The organism is Methylobacterium sp. yr668, from assembly GCF_900116245.1.
Classification (GTDB): domain Bacteria; phylum Pseudomonadota; class Alphaproteobacteria; order Rhizobiales; family Beijerinckiaceae; genus Methylobacterium.
On sequence record NZ_FOZY01000010.1, the window covers coordinates 52,273 to 68,790 of the forward strand.

The window sequence follows — 16,518 nt, forward strand, 5'->3', positions numbered from 1 at the left end:
GGACGGGAGTTCCGGGGCGGCCCGCTTCGGGTTAAGCGGGCCGCGCGGCACGTCGCGCCGCCGAGGACGGGTTCATGCCGGCAGATCATCACGCCCCCGACGCGGCCCTGCGCCTCGCGCAGGACCTGATCCGGTGCCCGTCCGTGACGCCGGAGGATCGGGGCGCCCTCGACGTCGTCGCCGACGCGCTCCGGCCGGCCGGCTTCGCGGTCGAGCGGCCGGTCTTCTCGGAGCCCGGCTACCCCGACACACCGAACCTCTACGCCCGCGTCGGGCGGGACGGTCCGTGCCTCGTCTTCGCCGGCCACACCGACGTCGTGCCGGAGGGCGAGGGCGCGTGGCGCCACGATCCCTTCGCGGGCACCGTGGCCGACGGGATGCTGTACGGCCGGGGAGCGGCCGACATGAAGGGCGGCGTCGCCTGCATGCTCGCGGCGACCCTCGCCTTCCTCGACCGGCGCGGCGCCGATTTCGGCGGCTCCATCGCGTTCCTGATCACCGGCGACGAGGAGGGACCGGCGGTCAACGGCACCGTGAAGCTCCTCGACTGGGCGCGGCGCCGGGGCGAGCGGTTCGACCACTGTGTCCTTGGGGAGCCGACCAATCCGGGCCGGCTCGGCGAGATGATCAAGATCGGCCGGCGCGGGTCGCTGACCGGCAAGCTCACCGTTCTCGGCCGGCAGGGCCACGTCGCCTACCCGCACAAGGCCGAGAACCCGATCCCGGGCCTGCTGCGCCTCGCCTCGGCGCTGGTCGCCGAGCCGCTGGATCGCGGGACGGCGCATTTCGACGCCTCGAACCTCGAATTCACCACGATCGACGTCGGCAACCCGGCCACCAACGTGATCCCGGCGACCGCCCGGGCGACCTTCAACGTCCGCTTCAATGACGACTGGACGGCCGAGAGCCTGGGCGAAGAGATCCGTCGGCGCCTGGAACAGGCGGCCGGGAACGCGGTGCGCTTCAGCCTGGATCTGCAGCCCTCGAACGCGCCGGCCTTCCTGACGCGGCCGGACGCCTTCGTGACGCTGGTCGCGGAGGCGATCCGGGCCGAGACCAACCTGACCCCGACGCTCTCCACGACGGGCGGCACGTCGGATGCCCGCTTCATCAAGGATGCCTGCCCGGTGATCGAGTTCGGCCTCGTCGGCGAGACCATGCACCAGGTCGACGAGTGCGTGGCGGTCGCCGACCTGGAGCGGCTGACGGCGATCTACGGGCGCGTGCTCGACGCCTACTTCCCCGGTTCGTAGTCGACGCCCACGAAGGTCAGCCCGGCGGCCGGGGCCAGCGGCCCGCACCGGCGCTTGTCGCCCGAGGCCAGGATGGCGGCGACCTCGTCCGCCGAGAGTCGGCTGCAGCCGGCGAGCATCAGCGTGCCGACCATCGCCCGCACCTGATGGTGCAGGAACGAGCGCGCCGACGTCGCCACAACGATCTCGTCGTGGAGCGCCATCGGCGCGCGGGCGACGTCGAGCTGCTCCAGCGTTCGGATCGGGCTGTTCGCTTGGCACTCGGCGGCCCGGAAGGCCGAGAAGTCGTGGCGGCCGACGAGGCGCTGGGCGGCTTCGTGCATGAGGTCCGCGTCGAGGGTCCACGGCACGTGCCAGACATGGTCACGCGTCAGCGCCGCGGGGCTGCGCCGATTGAGGATGCGGTAGCGGTAGTGCCGGCGGATCGCCGAGTGGCGGGCGTCGAAGCTCTCCGGCACGGTCTCGGCGGACAGGATCGCCACCGGCTGCGGCCGCAGATGGGCGTTCAGGGCGTCCCGCACCGTGTCGGTCCGCCAGTCCTTGGTGAGGTCGAGATGGGCGACCTGATGGATCGCGTGCACGCCGGCATCGGTCCGGCCCGCGCAGGTGAGCCGGGCCTCCTCGCCGGAGAAGCGCGTGACCGCCGCCTCGATCGCGCCCTGGACCGTGGGATCGTCCGCCTGCCGCTGCCAGCCGCAGAACGGACCGCCGTCGTACTCGATGACGAGCTTGTAGCGGGGCATCAGCCGGCCCCCTCAAGGTCTCTCGATAGCGCTCCGATGTTCGATCTCGCGATACGGCACAGAGCTTCGGAAAGCGGCGCGCGCGATCGTTTCTGCGAGCGTGCCGAAGCGATCCGGCGTCGCGCCGAGCCTCGCCAGGGTGCGCTGCCCTGGGTCGCTTCGCTGCGCTCGCGATGACGGGTCGGGCCGCGCGCCGAATGCCGTGAACGGGCGACGCGCATCAGCCGAGGCGGGCGCCGGGCGTCAGGCGGGCGCCGCGGACGAACTCGGGCCCGTTGGCGCTGCCGCCCTTCCCGGCGCGGTGCAGCTCCAGGAGCCGGACGGCGCCGTCCCCGCAGGCGACGGTGCCTTCGGAATCGCGCAGCGTGCCCGGCGCGCCCGAACCCTCCGCCGGGGCGGCGCGGAGCACCTTCACGCGCTCGGAGCCCTTGCCGAGATCGACCTCGAAGAAGGCACCGGGGAACGGCGACAGCCCGTTGATCCGGTTGGCGACCTCGGCCGCCGGGCGGGACCAGTCGATCCGCGCCTCGTCGTTGGTGATCTTGTGGGCGTAGACGATTCCGTCCTCCGGCTGCGGCGCGAAGGTCAGCGTGCCCGAGTCGAGCGCCGCGAGGGCCCGCGCCATCAGGTCGGCGCCGAGGGGCATGAGCGCGTCGTGCAGGGCGCCCGCCGTCATGCCCGGGGTGATCGGCAACCGCGCCTCGAGGGTGACCGGGCCTGTGTCGAGACCGGCCTCCATCCGCATGACGCCGACGCCACTCTCGGCGTCGCCCGCCATCACGGCGCGCTGGATCGGCGCCGCGCCGCGCCAGCGCGGCAACAGGGATCCGTGCAGGTTGAGACAACCGTACCGCGGCGCGTCGAGGATCGCCTGCGGCAGCAGCATCCCGTAGGCCACGACGACCGCGACGTCCGCCCGGTGCGCCGCGAAGGTCTCGGCGGCTTCGGGCGTGCGGAGCGTCGCGGGCGTCAGGACCGGCGCGCCGAGCGTGTCGGCGAGCGCGTGGACCGGGGAGGGGCGCAGGCTCATGCCGCGGCCGGCCCTGGCGGGCGCGCGGGTGTAGACCGCCGCGATGTCGTGCCCGTCCTGCGCGAGCCGCGCGAGCGTCGGCACCGCGAAGTCCGGCGTGCCCATGAAGACGACGCGCATGGCCGGCTCAGGCCGCGTCGCGCTTGGCCGCCTTGGTGAACTTCTTGATCACCCGGTCGCGCTTCAGCTTCGACAGGTGATCGATGAACAGCACGCCGTTCAGGTGGTCGATCTCGTGCTGGATGCAGGTCGAGAACAGGCCGTCGGCCTCGATCTCCTGCTCCTTGCCGTCGAGGTCTCGGAACTTCACGCGCACCCGGTCCGGGCGCTCGACCTCGGCGTAGTAGTCCGGGATCGACAGGCAGCCCTCGTCGTAGACCCGCTTCTCCTCGGACGACCAGACGATCTCGGGATTGATGAAGACTCGCGCGTCGCGGACGCCTTCCTCCTTCGACGTGTCGATCGTCACGACGCGCTTCGCCACGCCGATCTGGATCGCCGCCAGCCCGACGCCAGGAGCGTCGTACATCGTCTCGAACATGTCGGCAACGAGGGTCCGGATCTCGGCGGTAATCGGCCCGACCGGTTCGGAGCCCAGGCGCAGGACGGGATCGGGAAGGATGACGAGCGGGCGGATGGTCATGGCGGGAACCGGCAGGGAAGGCGCCGGCACGGGTCCGGGCTCACCGTCGAATAGGATGCGGCCGAGGACCGGTCAAATACCGGTTCGCGACCTGTCGCCGGCCCTCAGAACACCGTCCGGCTGCGGATCGCCGCCGAGAGCGTGCCCTCGTCGAGGTAGTCGAGCTCGCCGCCGACCGGCACGCCGTGGGCGAGGCGCGTGACCTTCACGTCGCAGTGCCGGATCGACTCCGTGACGTAGTGGGCGGTGGTCTGGCCGTCGACGGTGGCGTTGAGCGCCAGGATGACCTCGGTCACCTCGGGCCGGGCCACGCGCTCCACGAGGCTCGCGAGGTTCAGGTGCTCCGGACGGACGCCGTCGAGCGCCGAGAGGACGCCGCCGAGCACGTGGTAGCGCGCCTTCACGGCCCCGGACCGCTCCAGCGCCCAGAGGTCGGACACGTCCTCCACCACCACGAGCGTCGTCGGATCGCGCTCGGCGTCGCGGCAGATCGTGCACGGGTCGGAGGTGTCGACGTTCCCGCAGCTCGTGCACACGATGATGCGGTCGGCCGCCACCCGCATCGCGTCGGCGAGGGGCCCGAGCAGCGTGTCGCGCTTCTTGATGAGCTGCAGGGCGGCCCGCCGCGCCGAGCGCGGTCCGAGGCCCGGCATGCGGGCGAGGAGCTGGATCAGGCGCTCGATCTCGGGGCCGGCGACGGCTTGGGGCATCGTGCCTCTGGGGCGAGGAAGGGGCTGCGGATCGGGACGGGCATAGACGGCGCCGGGCGCCGCGCAAGGGTCCGCGCGCCGATGCGGTCCATCGTATGTGGTATATGGGTATTCCGACGTCGCTGCGCCGGTGGCATTATGCTGCACGACGGACGGAACTGCTTACAGACCTGGGTTCCTGAGTCCACGACTGTGGTCTAACCTGTTTGTACACGTTGCGGGCTCCCGGCGGAGCCCATTATGACAGCGAAGCTTCGCCGCCTACGCGCGAGTGAGATGGCGAGCGGCCGGGAACGGAGAACCTGCGTGCGGCGGTCCTGTACGACCGCACGGACGTCTCCCGGGCAAACCCGGACGGCGGTGCCGTCCGGCTCAGTCGCGTCGACGGTCGAACAGGGGCCCGGGAGATACGATCATGACCAACATCGGTGATCACAACGCGGCCCACGGTGCCGAGGCGGCGGGCTTCCGCGACCTCGAGGCCGTCCACTGGAATTTCGAGGCCCCGCGCCTCTACGAGGAGGCCCTGTCCCGCAAGGAGGCGCAGCTCGCCCGCGGCGGCGCCCTCGTCGCCACCACCGGCAGCCATACCGGCCGTTCGCCCAAGGACAAGTTCGTGGTGCGCGACGCCGGCACCGAGAACGAGGTCTGGTGGGACAACAACGGCGCCATCACGCCCGAGCAGTTCGAGACCCTGCGCCAGGACTTCCTGAAGCACGCCGAGGGCAAGGAGCTGTTCGCCCAGGACCTCTACGGCGGCGCCGATCCGGCCTACCGGGTCAAGGCCCGGGTCTTCACCGAGTTCGCGTGGCACTCGCTGTTCATCCGCAACCTGCTGATCCGGCCGGACCGCTCCGAGATCGCGTCCTACGTGCCGGACATGACGATCATCGACCTGCCGAGCTTCCAGGCCGATCCCGCCCGGCACGGCTGCCGGTCGAAGACCGTGATCGCCATCGACTTCTCGAAGAAGCTCGTGCTGATCGGCGGCTCGGCCTACGCGGGCGAGATGAAGAAGTCAGTCTTCACCTACCTGAATTACATCCTGCCCGGCCAGGGCGTGATGCCGATGCACTGCTCGGCCAACGCGGCGCTCGATGCAGAGGGCGGCTCGGCGATCTTCTTCGGCCTCTCGGGCACCGGAAAGACGACGCTGTCGAACGACAGCTCCCGCCAGCTGCTGGGCGACGACGAGCACGGCTGGTCGAACGAGGGCATCTTCAACTTCGAGGGCGGCTGCTACGCCAAGACCATCCGCCTCTCGCGCAACGCCGAGCCGGAGATCTACGCCACCACCGAGCGCTTCGGCACGGTGATGGAGAACGTGATCATCGATCCGGTCACCCGCGCACCGGACTTCGACGACGCGTCGCTCACCGAGAACACCCGCTGTGCCTACCCGCTGGACTTCATCGCCAACGCCAGCGCCTCCGGCCGGGCCGGGCATCCGAAGAACATCGTCATGCTGACCTGCGACGCCTTCGGGGTGATGCCGCCGATCGCCAAGCTCACCGGCGCCGAGGCGATGTACCACTTCCTCTCGGGCTACACCGCCAAGGTGGCCGGCACCGAGCGCGGCCTGACCGGGCCCGAGGCGACCTTCTCGACCTGCTTCGGCGCGCCGTTCATGCCGCGGCATCCGAGCACCTACGGCAACCTGCTGCGCGACCTCATCGCCAAGCACAGCGTCGATTGCTGGCTGGTCAACACGGGCTGGACCGGCGGCGGCGTCGGCACCGGCCGGCGGATGCCGATCCGCGTGACGCGCCGCCTGCTGAGCGCCGCCCTCGACGGCTCGCTGGCGCAGGCCGAGTTCCGCCGCGACCCGTATTTCGGCTTCGCGGTGCCGGTCTCGGTTCCGGGCGTCGAGCCGCACATCCTGACCCCGGTAAAGACCTGGGCCAACAAGGGCGCCTTCGTGGAGACGGCGGCGCGGCTCGTGAAGATGTTCGACGACAACTTCAAGCGGTTCGAGGCCCATGTCGACGCCGACGTGCGCGCCGCCGGGCCGACCGCGCAGGCGATCGCGGCGTAAACCGAGAGCGGGCGGCCCGCGGGGCCGCCCGTTCGTCTTAGCGAGCGCAGGGAAGCAGCCCGGTCGCGCTACGCTGGATTGCTTCGCTGCGCGCGCGAAGACGGTTCGGACGTCCTGTCCGGGATGCGTCCTAGAACGGCAGCTTCATGCCCGGCGGCAGGGGCAGGCCCTTGGTCAGCTCGGCCATGCGCTCCTGCATGGTCGCCTCGGCCTTCCCGCGGGCGTCGTTGCAGGCCGCGACGATCAGGTCCTCAAGGATCTCGCGCTCGTCCGCGACCATCAGCGAGGGGTCGATGCTGACGCCCTTCATCTGGCCCTTGGCGCTCATGGTGACCCGGACGGAGCCGCCGCCGGAGGCGCCGGTCACCTCGATCTCGTCCATCTCGGACTGCAGGTTGGCCATCTTCTCCTGCATGGCCTGAGCCTGCTTCATGATGCCCATCAGGTCGCGCATGCGGCTCTCTTTCTGTTTCCTCGTCTGATCTGGGTATGGCGCGGCCCGGGCGCCACCGTGCGTCAGGCGTCGTCGTCCTCGACCTCGCCGACCCGCGCGGCGTCACCTTCCCCGAGGATCTCCTGCTCGGCGGAGGGGAGGGCCTCGGAGATTGTCTCGCGCACGTCGACGATCTCGGCCCCGGGGAAGCGCGTCAGAACCTCGCGCACGAACGGGTCGGCGGCGGCGTTCTCCCGGCGTGTCTCGGTCGCGGCGCGGGCGGCCGCGTCGAGGGTCGGGGCGCCCTCGTCCTTCGACAGGGCCACCACCCAGCGCCGCCCGGTCCAGCGCTCGATGGCGGCGGCGATGTCGTTGGCGAGGCTCGACCGGCCGCCGGAGGCGAGGCGGAACTCGATCCGGCCCTCCTCGAAGCGCACCAGGTGGACGTCGCGCTCCAGCGCGGTCCGCAGCAGGATATCCCGGTTGGCGTCGGCCAGCGCGATCAGGTCCTCGAACCGACCGAGACGCGGCGTCGGCGGTGCCGCGGGCGCCGGCCTCGGCGCCGCCGCACCGACGGGCGCGCCGATCGGGACGCTCGCCGGCGCGTTCACCGCGACGGGCGCGGCCAGGGGCGCCGCGACCGGGGCGGGCTCCGGAGCGACCGTGCGGGGTGCCGCGGCGAGCGCCGCGGAACCGCCGCCGCGCAGGTCGGGAATCGGCGGGAGGGGCGGCCGGACCGACGCGACCGGGGCCTCGTCCGCGGGCGCGGCGGCGGCCTCGGCCCGGAGCTGGCGCAGGGCCTCGTCGGGTGTGGGCAGGTCGGCCGCGTAGGCGAGGCGCACGATCGCCATCTCGGCGGCCGCGAGGGGCCGGGGCGCCGCCTGGACCTCGGGAATCGCCTTCAGCAGGATCTGCCACGCCCGCGACAGGGCGCGGATTGAGAGCTTCTCGGCGAACGCGGCACCGCGGACGCGCTCGGTCTCGCTGAGCGTCGGGTCGGCGGCGGCTTCCGGCACCACCTTGAGCCGGGTGACGAGGTGCGTGAAGGCCGCGAGATCCGAGAGAACGACCGACGGGTCCGCGCCGGAATCGTACTGCGCCCGCAGCTCCGCGAAGGCGGCCGGCACCGCGCCGCGCATCACCGCCTCGAACAGGTCGAGGATCCGGGCGCGGTCGGCGAGGCCCAGCATGTCGCGCACGCTCTGCGCCGTGATCGTGCCGGCGCCGTGGGCGATCGCCTGGTCGAGCAGCGAGAGCGCGTCGCGCACCGACCCTTCCGCGGCGCGCACGATGGCGCCCAGAGCCTCGTCCTCGACCGATACGCCCTCGGCCGCGCAGACCTTCGCGAGATGCGCGTGCAGGGTCGGCGCCTCGACCCGGCGCAGGTCGAATCGCTGGCAGCGGGACAGGATCGTCACCGGGACCTTGCGGATCTCCGTGGTGGCGAACACGAATTTCGCGTGCGGCGGCGGCTCCTCCAGCGTCTTCAGGAAGGCGTTGAACGCCTTCTCGGAGAGCATGTGGACCTCGTCCACGATGTAGACCTTGTAGCGCGCCGAGACCGGCCCGTAGCGGATGCCGTCGATGATCGCCCGGACGTCGTCGATGCCGGTATGCGAGGCGGCGTCCATCTCCAGCACGTCCATGTGCCGGGATTCCATGATCGCCGCGCAGTGGAGGCCGAGTTCCGGCATCGACACGGTCGGGCCGGTGTCGGGCTGTCCGGCGCGGGCGTAGTTGAGGCCGCGCGCCAGGATGCGGGCCGTCGTGGTCTTGCCGACTCCACGGACGCCGGTGAGCATCCAGGCCTGTGGGATGCGGTTGGCCGCGAACCCGTTGGCGAGGGTCCGCACCATCGCGTCCTGGCCGATTAGGTCGCCGAAATTGGTGGGGCGGTACTTGCGCGCGAGCACCCGGTAGGGCGTCGCCGCGGCGGGGGGCGCTGGAAACCCGGGCAGGCCCGGCTCGTCGTCAGGCGTGCCGGTCGTAGCGTCCATGCCGTGTCTGGGTCCGGCTGCCGCGCGCCGTGGATTGAGGTGGGAGGCTGGACGAAGACCCGCTCGGTCTCGTTAGGGCTGCTTCCTTCCGGACCTGACCCGGTTGGCGAGTGAAACGTCCCTCGCCAACCCCCCGCCGGCTATATGGCCGGGCCTCGGCCCGAACGCAAGCGCTGCTGAAGCCGAGTCGAAGCGCAGCCGAAGCGCTGCCTCACTCGGCCTTGCGCTTCACGATGGCCAGGGTCTTCGGATCGAGCTTCAGGTCGAACTGCTTGCCGCTCGCGTCGATCGCGTCGTCGACCTCGATCATGCCGTCGTCGAGCTCGATCTCCTTCCACTTGGTGAAGCCCTCCTGCTTGAGCATGGCCTCGACCTTGGCCTGCTGATCGGCCGGAAGCTTCTCGTCGGCGCGGGCGGTGAGGCCGGTGCCCGCGATCAAAGTCAGGGCGAGAAGGGACGTGGTCAGGCGCATGGCTGTCTCCGATCCGGCAATTGTTTCCGGCTGTGAACAGGCGTGCCGCGGCGGAGTTCCATGGCGGCGATCCCCTTGAGCCGCCCCCGAATCTGCCGCACATCTTGGCCGTACCGGAACGCGGCGGCGAGGACACTGCACGAATGGTCACCCGCGTCGCCACCGTGGCCTTCGAGGGCATCGAGGCGCGGGCGGTGGACGTGCAGGTCCAGATCGTGCCGGGCTCGGTGGTGTTCACCGTCGTCGGTCTGCCCGACAAGGCGGTGGCGGAATCGCGCGAGCGGGTCCGCGGAGCGCTGATCGCCTCGGGGCTGGCGCTGCCGGCCAAGCGCATCACGGTGAACCTCGCCCCGGCGGATCTTCCCAAGGAAGGCTCGCATTTCGACCTGCCGATCGCGCTGGGCGTCATGGCGGCCATCGGCGCGATCCCGGCGGACGCGCTCGCCGGCTACTGCGTCCTGGGCGAGCTCGCCCTCGACGGCAGCATCACGGCGGTGAGCGGCGTGCTGCCAGCCGCGATGGCGGCGGCCGATCGGGGGCTCGGGCTCATCTGCCCGGCGTCCACTGGGCCGGAGGCGGCCTGAGCGGGGGGCGACCTCGACGTGCTCGCGCCGCGCTCGCTGATCCAGCTCGCCAATCACTTCAAGGGCAGCCAGGTGATGGCGCGGCCGGAGCCCACCGTCGCCGCGCCGGCCGGCCCGCTGCCGGACCTCGCCGACATCAAGGGGCAGGAGGGCGCCAAGCGCGCCCTGGAGATCGCGGCCGCCGGGGGCCACAACCTGTTGATGAACGGGCCGCCCGGCTCGGGCAAGTCGATGCTGGCGGCGCGTCTTCCCTCGATCCTGCCGCCGCTCACGCCGCGCGAGCTGCTCGACATCTCCATGATCCAGTCGGTGGCGGGCGCGCTGAAGGACGGGGCGCTCTCGAACCGCCGGCCGTTCCGGCAGCCGCACCATTCCGCCTCGATGGCGGCCCTGGTGGGGGGCGGCCTCGGGGCGCGGCCCGGTGAGGTCTCCCTGGCCCATGGCGGCGTGCTGTTCCTGGACGAGCTCCCCGAATTTTCCCCGCAGGTGCTCGACAGCCTGCGCCAGCCGATGGAATCCGGGGCGGTGATGATTGCCCGGGCCAACCACCGAATCACCTACCCGGCGCGGTTCCAGCTGGTCGCGGCGATGAGCCCGTGCCGCTGCGGCCAGGGTCTCGAACCGGGCTACGCCTGCCGGCGCGGGCCGAACGCGCGCTGCATGGCGCAGTATCAGGCGCGGATCTCCGGCCCGATGCTCGACCGCATCGACCTGCGCGTCGAGGTGGCGGCGGTGACGGCCGCCGACCTGATCCTGCCCGCGCCGGCCGAGGGCTCCCGCGAGGCGGCCGCGCGGGTGTCGGCGGCCCGCGCGCTCCAGGGCGCGCGCTACGCCGCGCGCGGACTACCGGAATCCACCACCAACGCGACCTGTCCCGCGACGCTGATCTCGGACGTCGCGAGCCCCGACGCCGACGGGACGGCGCTGATCCGCCAGGCGGCCGAGAGCATGCGCCTCTCCGCCCGCGGCTTCCACCGGACGCTGCGCGTCGCCAGGACCCTGGCCGACCTCGACGGCGAGGCGCAGGTCCGCCGGCTCCACCTCGCCGAGGCGCTGTCGTACCGCGGGCGGGGCGACAGCGCGGCGGCCGCCGCTTGAGCGCCGGACCGCGCGGCCCGACCGACCTGACGGTCACGATCGGCCAGCACAGCAGCGCCGGCCGCAAGGCCGCCAACCAGGATTTCAACGGCGCGCTGGTTCCCGTCCAGCCGGCGCTGGGCCTGAAGGGGATCGCGGTCGCCCTCGCCGACGGGATCAGCAGCAGCGCGGCGGGCGCGGCGGCGAGCGAGACCGCGGTCAAGAGCTTCCTCAGCGACTATTACGCCACGCCGGACACGTGGTCGGTGAAGACCTCGGCGCAGCGCGTGATCGCGGCCACGAATTCCTGGCTCTACGCCGAGACGCGGCGCGGCGCCGATCCGAACGATGCCGACCGGGGCCACGTCACGACCTTCGACGCCCTCGTGCTGAAATCCCGCGTGGCCCACCTCTTCCACGTGGGCGATGCCCGGATCTGGCGGGTGTCCGGCCGGTCGCTCGAGCAGCTCACCGAGGACCACCGGGTCGTCGTCTCCGCGGCGGAATCGTATCTCGGCCGCGCCCTCGGAGCGCAGGGCCGCGTCGAGATCGACTACCACGCCGTGGGCGTCGAGGCCGGTGACACCTTCGTGCTGACGACGGACGGCATTCACGAGCATGTCCGGCCCCGCGACATGGTCGCGGAGATCGCTGCGGCCGGGACCCTGGACGCGGCCGCGCGGGCGATCGTCGAGATGGCCCTGGCGGCCGGCAGCCCGGACAACCTGACGATCCAGATCGTGCGGGTTGAGACCGTGCCGGAGGGCGAGCCGGCCGACCTCCTCGGCGAGGCCGAGGGGCTGGACCCGGCGCCGCTCCTCGACCCGCCCGCGGAGCTCGACGGCTTCCGCCTGCTGCGGATCCTCCATTCCGGTCCCCGGAGCCGCGTCTACCTGGCGCTCGAGGCGGAGACCGGCGCCCAGGTTGCGCTGAAGGTGCTGTCCCTGGACCTGCGGGACGATCCCGCCCAGCGGAAGCGCTTCGTCATGGAGGAGTGGATCGCGCGGCGGATCGACAATCCCCACGTGCTGAAGGCCCATCCCCAGGCCGGCCGCCGCAGCCACCTCTACACGGTGATGCGCTACGTCGAGGGCCAGACCCTGACCCAGTGGATGCGCGACCACGCGGCGCCCGAGCTGGAGGCGGTGCGGGGGCTCGTCGAGCAGCTCGCCCGGGGCGTGCAGGCCTTCCACCGGCGGGAGATGGTCCACCAGGACCTGCGGCCCGACAACGTCCTGATCGACGCGGCCGGCACCGTCCAGATCATCGATTTCGGCGCGACCCAGGTCGCCGGCGTCGTCGAGGGCGACCCGCGGATCGACCCGGCGGAGATCCTGGGCACGGTGCAGTACACGGCGCCGGAGTGCTTCCTCGGCGCCCCGGGGACCGCCCAGTCGGACGTCTTCGCGGTCGGCGTTATGACCTACCAGATGCTCACGGGGCGGCTGCCCTACGGCGACGCGGTGCCCCGGGCCCGGACGCGCGCGGCGCAGCGGCGGCTGCGCTACGCGTCGGCGCTGACCGTGCGCCCGCTGCTGCCGGTCTGGGTCGACGGAGCGCTGCGCAGGGCCGTCCATCCCGATCCGCAGCGGCGCTACGCGACCGTGTCGGCCTTCGTCCACGACCTGCGCCACCCCAACCCGGCCTTCACGGATGGCCGGCGGGCGTCGCTCCTGGAGCGCGACCCGCTGCTGTTCTGGCGCCTGCTGTCGCTGGTGCTCGGGCTCGTCGCGCTGGTGCTCGCGGCGATCCTGATCGCCGGCCCGCGTCGGTGAGCCCCGGCTCGCGCCTCAGGGATCCAGCTCCGGGTAGCGGCGGAAGATGCCGTCCTCGTTGAACGGGATCCGGCGCGCGCTGGCGAGGTAGGCGGCGAGCCGCGGGCGCCGCGCCACGGTCTCGTGGAGCCGCGCCACCTGCGGGGTTCTCCGGAGGGCCGCGGCGGTCGCCTTGGGGAAGGCGTAGAGCAGGCCGTCGACGAGCTGGAACAGCGACAGGTCGGCGTAGCAGAGCTCCGCGCCGACGAGGCGGCCGCCGTTGGCCGCCAGCACGCGCTCGAAATAGCCGAGATATTTCGGGACGCGCTCGTCCCGGAACTCGGCCGCCCGGCGCAACGCCTCGGCCTTCTGATCCGCGTAGTACAGGCCGACGCCGACGGGATGGTGGGTGTCGTGCGCCTCGTCGACCGCGTCGGCGACGGTGAGCTGGAGCTGATGGGTCCAGATCCGGTCGCGCTCCGACGGGCCCACGAGCCCGAGGCGCGGTCCGAGATAGAGCAGGATCGCGGCGCTCTGCCCGACGACGACGTCGCCGTCGCGCAGGAAGGGCGGTGCCAGGGGCGGTCGCGGATCGGCGGGGTCGGACAGTCGGTCGAGCATCGGGCCGATGCCGCCGGAATCGTCGTCCTGGCGGGCCACGTCGACGTAGTCGGCGCCGGCCTCCTCGAGGGCGAGGCGGACGAACTCGCCGCGCCCCTGGATCATCGGCCAGTAATGGAGCTCGTAGGGCATCGCCGCCTCCGGGTCGGGGAAGGCGCGGCGACCCCGGACGGTTCCCGCTCAGTTGTTCTCGGCCGGCTCCTCCGCCGAGGCCTTCTCGAGCGGCGGCTCGGCGCTGGCGACGGCCTTGCGGGCGAACATCGGCTGAAGGCGCTCGGCGAGCTGCTGGTCCAGATGCTTGACGTACGCGCCCTTGAAGTAGCGCTCACCGGTCTTCGCGCCGTAGAGGTTGTCGTGGGTCCGGATCATCGCGGCGACCTCCGGGCGGCACAGGAAGCCCGTGATGCCGACGGCCTCGTACCAGCGGCCGGCGCGCGCCTCTGCCGTCGCCTTCGGGTTCGACAGCACCGTCTCGGCGAAGCACGCGGTGGCGGCCTGTCGCAGCGGCGCCAACACCTTCTCGGCCTCCGCCGCGTTCACCTTCGGGGCGGCCGGGTGCCGGTGAGGCCGCGCCTCGGCGGCCGAGACGAGCGCGAGGACGGCGAAGGTGGCGAGGATCGAAGTCTTCATACGGGCGGCCTCGTCGGGTGTCCGAACCGCGTTCAGCTCTCGCTCATGATTGCGTCGGGATCGGGGCTGGCGGTTCGGTCCGGGTGCCCGATTCCGGGCAAGATCCGGGCTGTTTCGCGGCGGCCACAGCCGCGCTCAGCCGCGCCGCTCCGCGTTCCAGTGTCCCCGGCAGGCGAGGGCCCCGGTCGAGACCCAGGTTCCGGCACCGAAGCCGTCCGAGCCCAGGCGTCCCCGCACGTCGGCGGTGGCGGCGCCGTTGGAGATCGAGCCGCGGATCGCCCCGTTCCGCGCGACGCCACCCTCGACCACGAAGGCGGTCCCGATGAAGCGCGCCCGCCCGCGCTCGATCCGCACCGGGTAGCGGTAGGCACGGTCGCAGTTCCCCGTCTCGGTGATGATCTCGACGCTCCATGTGCCGTCGAACCGATCGGGCAGGGCGGCGGCGCGGGGGGCGGACGCGGCGGGCAGCGTGCCGGCGAGGAGCAGGGCGACGGCGATGCGGGGCGTCATGCGGATCCGGAGTGCCGTGGGCTTCGGGGAGACCGGCGCCCCGTCAGCGCGGCGCCTGCGGCGCGGGCGTCCGCATGGCCGCACGGAGTGCCGCGTTGAGGAGAGCGAGGAGGTCGCAACCGACATGCAGGAAGGCGGCCACGCCCGCCTGCTTCAGCGGCTCGGCCAGGTCCGTCGGCTTCCCGGCGAGGTAGACCGGTCCGGCCCCGGCCCCGGTCAGCGCCTCCGCGGTCGCGACCGCGCGCTCGGCGTAGATCCCGTCGGTGGAGCAGATGCAGGCGAGGCTCGCGCCGGATTCCCGGAACGCCGCCGCCGCCGCCTCGGCATCGGGGAAGCCCTCGTTCGACAGAGCCTCGAGCCCGCCGGCCGCGAAGGCGTTGGCCGCGAAGGTCGCCCGGGCGTTGAAGGCCGCCACCGGGCCGAGATTGGCCAGGAACACGATCGGCCTGCGACCGGTCTTGGCGAGGAAGGCGTCCGAGGCGTCCCGCAGGGCCTCGTAGGGCTCCGCGAGGCGCTGGGACGGCAGCGCGTCGCAGGCGACCGCCGAGCCCGCGCCGAAGTTGGATCCGCGCACCGCCGCCACGGGCGGCACGTCGAGAACCGTGACCGGCTTCTCGGGGAGGTTCGGAAACTCGCTCGCACCCGTGAGCGGTTCGCGGCGGGTGGCCACCGCCTTGGCGCGGGCCTCGCGGGTCAGCTCGATCCGCCGCTGGAGCTTGCCGATGCTGAGCGAGGCGACGATCCCGCCCTCGGCCTCGATCGCCTGGAACGCCGCCCAGCCCGCCTCGGCGAGCTCGGCCGTCAGGGCCTCGAAACCGCCGGCGCCGGCCGCGGGGTCGCTGACCCGCGCGAGGTGGGATTCCTCGATGAGCACGATCTGACTGTTGCGCGCCACGCGCCGGGCGAAGGCGTCGGGCAGGCCGAGGGCCTGCGTGTACGGCAGGACCGCGACGCTGTCGGCGCCGCCCATGCCGGCCGAGGCCGCCGCCATGCCGGTCCGGAGGATGTTCACGAACGGGTCGCGCTTGGTCATCATCCGCCACGCGGTCTCGGCGTGGAGGCGCAGCGGCTGCGGGTCGAGGCCGCAGGCCTGCTCGACGCGCGCCCAGAGGCGCCGCATCGCGCGGAACTTCGCGACGGTGACGAACTCATCGGCATCGGCCGCGAGCAGCACGGCGACGCGGTCGCGCGCGCTCGCGAGATCGTGACCGGCCGCTTCCAGGGCGCGCAGGTAGGCGACGGCGGTGGCGAGCACCGCGCCGAGTTCCGCCGCCTCGCCGGCGCCGGCCTCGTGGTAGGGCCGGCCGTCGGCCAGGAAGGCCCGGCCGCGGAAACCCGCCGCCTCCAGCTCGGCCACGGCCTCGGCGAGGCGGGGCGCGATGTCGGTCCAGACGGCTCCGAGGCTGCCGGTGGCCGCCAGGACGCCGACGGGATCGAGCCCCAGATCGACGTCATAGGTCGAGAGATCCTCGCCGCGGCGCTCCGCCAGCGCCTTGACCAGCTGGGCCACCTCCAGGCCGCGACCGCCGGCATCGATCCGCAGGGCGATCAGCGGCAGCATCACGCCCTTCAGGGCGGCGTCGAACTCCTCGACGCTCGCCGCGGTGAGACCGTAGCCGCGGGCGCCCGGCGCGCCCGCGAAGGCGAGCACGAGGGCATCGGCCCCGCCCTCGAGATCGGTGAGCGCCTGCGTGTTCGCGGTTCCGAGGTCGGGATGGTCGACCCGCTGGGCGATCCGCCAGGGTCCGGGCTCGCGCACCGGCTGCGCCGCCGGCTCGGCCGGTCCGTAGAGGGGCTCGATCCGCAGTCCGTCGGCCGTCCGCGACACCAGCCGCTTCTCGAAATCGGCGCCCTTCAGGACGCCTTCGACGAGGCCGAGCCAGCGCGCCCGGTCTGCGGGCTCGAAGAGGTCGGCGAGCGGTCTGTCTTCCATCGGTACGTCCCAGGGCGCGGCGTCTTCTGCACCGCTTTCATGCGTTTGCCTCGCACGCCGCTCCGCCGCTGGCAATCGCCCGATGGTTGAGGA

14 protein-coding genes, 1 other RNA gene and 1 pseudogene are annotated in these 16,518 nt (G+C 72.4%); 4 read left to right on the forward strand and 12 right to left on the reverse strand.

What is annotated here, in order from left to right; genetic code table 11:
* The first annotated feature begins 74 nt into the window (after positions 1–74).
* Complete coding sequence (gene dapE, locus BM419_RS14755; RefSeq protein WP_091926840.1) at positions 75–1,253, forward strand: succinyl-diaminopimelate desuccinylase; 1,179 nt, start codon at positions 75–77, stop codon at positions 1,251–1,253.
* Here dapE and truA read toward each other — a convergent pair.
* The 4 genes from truA to recR all read right to left on the reverse strand — a co-directional run bounded on the left by truA (position 1,235) and on the right by recR (position 4,379).
* Positions 1,235–1,996: a tRNA pseudouridine(38-40) synthase TruA gene (gene truA / locus BM419_RS14760; RefSeq protein ID WP_091926841.1), complete on the reverse strand. Its 762-nt coding sequence runs from the start codon at positions 1,994–1,996 to the stop codon at positions 1,235–1,237. The two genes, dapE and truA, sit on opposite strands and share 19 nt — an antisense overlap.
* Before the next feature lie 220 nt (positions 1,997–2,216).
* Positions 2,217–3,146, reverse strand: coding sequence for a methionyl-tRNA formyltransferase (gene fmt, locus BM419_RS14765; protein WP_091926842.1), 930 nt, complete (start codon positions 3,144–3,146; stop codon positions 2,217–2,219).
* Between the two features lie 7 nt (positions 3,147–3,153).
* Complete coding sequence (def, locus tag BM419_RS14770; RefSeq protein WP_091926843.1) at positions 3,154–3,669, reverse strand: peptide deformylase; 516 nt, start codon at positions 3,667–3,669, stop codon at positions 3,154–3,156.
* A 104-nt stretch (positions 3,670–3,773) separates the two neighbouring features.
* Positions 3,774–4,379: a recombination mediator RecR gene (gene recR / locus BM419_RS14775; protein ID WP_020092791.1), complete on the reverse strand. Its 606-nt coding sequence runs from the start codon at positions 4,377–4,379 to the stop codon at positions 3,774–3,776.
* Positions 4,380–4,794: 415 nt separating this feature from the next.
* On the opposite strand from recR, the gene BM419_RS14780 reads away from it, so the two are divergent.
* Positions 4,795–6,414: a phosphoenolpyruvate carboxykinase gene (locus BM419_RS14780; protein WP_091926844.1), complete on the forward strand. Its 1,620-nt coding sequence runs from the start codon at positions 4,795–4,797 to the stop codon at positions 6,412–6,414.
* 130 nt (positions 6,415–6,544) lie between these two features.
* Here the strand turns inward: BM419_RS14780 and BM419_RS14785 are convergent, their stop codons facing one another.
* From BM419_RS14785 to BM419_RS14800, 4 genes are all read right to left on the reverse strand, one after another.
* Entirely contained in the window at positions 6,545–6,868 is a 324-nt protein-coding gene (locus BM419_RS14785) for a YbaB/EbfC family nucleoid-associated protein (RefSeq protein WP_020092789.1), read from the reverse strand.
* Positions 6,869–6,930: 62 nt separating this feature from the next.
* Positions 6,931–8,844: a DNA polymerase III subunit gamma/tau gene (locus BM419_RS14790; RefSeq protein ID WP_091926845.1), complete on the reverse strand. Its 1,914-nt coding sequence runs from the start codon at positions 8,842–8,844 to the stop codon at positions 6,931–6,933.
* Positions 8,845–8,881: 37 nt separating this feature from the next.
* Positions 8,882–8,980, reverse strand: an RNA gene (gene ffs / locus BM419_RS14795) — signal recognition particle sRNA small type.
* A gap of 75 nt (positions 8,981–9,055) precedes the next feature.
* Positions 9,056–9,316, reverse strand: coding sequence for a PepSY domain-containing protein (locus BM419_RS14800; RefSeq protein ID WP_091926846.1), 261 nt, complete (start codon positions 9,314–9,316; stop codon positions 9,056–9,058).
* Positions 9,317–9,459: 143 nt separating this feature from the next.
* Between BM419_RS14800 and BM419_RS14805 the strand changes: the two are divergent.
* Positions 9,460–10,998 (forward strand): annotated as a pseudogene (locus BM419_RS14805) (YifB family Mg chelatase-like AAA ATPase).
* Complete coding sequence (locus tag BM419_RS14810; protein WP_091926847.1) at positions 10,995–12,752, forward strand: bifunctional protein-serine/threonine kinase/phosphatase; 1,758 nt, start codon at positions 10,995–10,997, stop codon at positions 12,750–12,752. The pseudogene BM419_RS14805 and the gene BM419_RS14810 overlap by 4 nt, the downstream one beginning before the upstream one ends.
* Before the next feature lie 15 nt (positions 12,753–12,767).
* Here BM419_RS14810 and BM419_RS14815 read toward each other — a convergent pair whose 3' ends face one another.
* The 4 genes from BM419_RS14815 to BM419_RS14830 all read right to left on the reverse strand — a co-directional run bounded on the left by BM419_RS14815 (position 12,768) and on the right by BM419_RS14830 (position 16,425).
* Positions 12,768–13,484, reverse strand: a complete 717-nt coding sequence (locus BM419_RS14815) for a glutathione S-transferase (protein ID WP_091926848.1) — start codon at positions 13,482–13,484, stop codon at positions 12,768–12,770.
* Positions 13,485–13,532: 48 nt separating this feature from the next.
* The gene (locus BM419_RS14820; protein ID WP_091680812.1) at positions 13,533–13,982 is read right to left on the reverse strand and encodes a hypothetical protein; all 450 of its coding nucleotides are present in this window, start codon (positions 13,980–13,982) and stop codon (positions 13,533–13,535) included.
* Positions 13,983–14,117: 135 nt separating this feature from the next.
* Positions 14,118–14,492 carry a hypothetical protein gene (locus BM419_RS14825; protein ID WP_091926849.1) on the reverse strand — a complete coding sequence of 125 codons (375 nt, stop codon included), beginning with the start codon at positions 14,490–14,492 and terminating at the stop codon, positions 14,118–14,120.
* Positions 14,493–14,535: 43 nt separating this feature from the next.
* Positions 14,536–16,425, reverse strand: a complete 1,890-nt coding sequence (locus tag BM419_RS14830; protein WP_091926850.1) for a methylmalonyl-CoA mutase subunit beta — start codon at positions 16,423–16,425, stop codon at positions 14,536–14,538.
* Between the last annotated feature and the right edge of the window lie 93 nt (positions 16,426–16,518).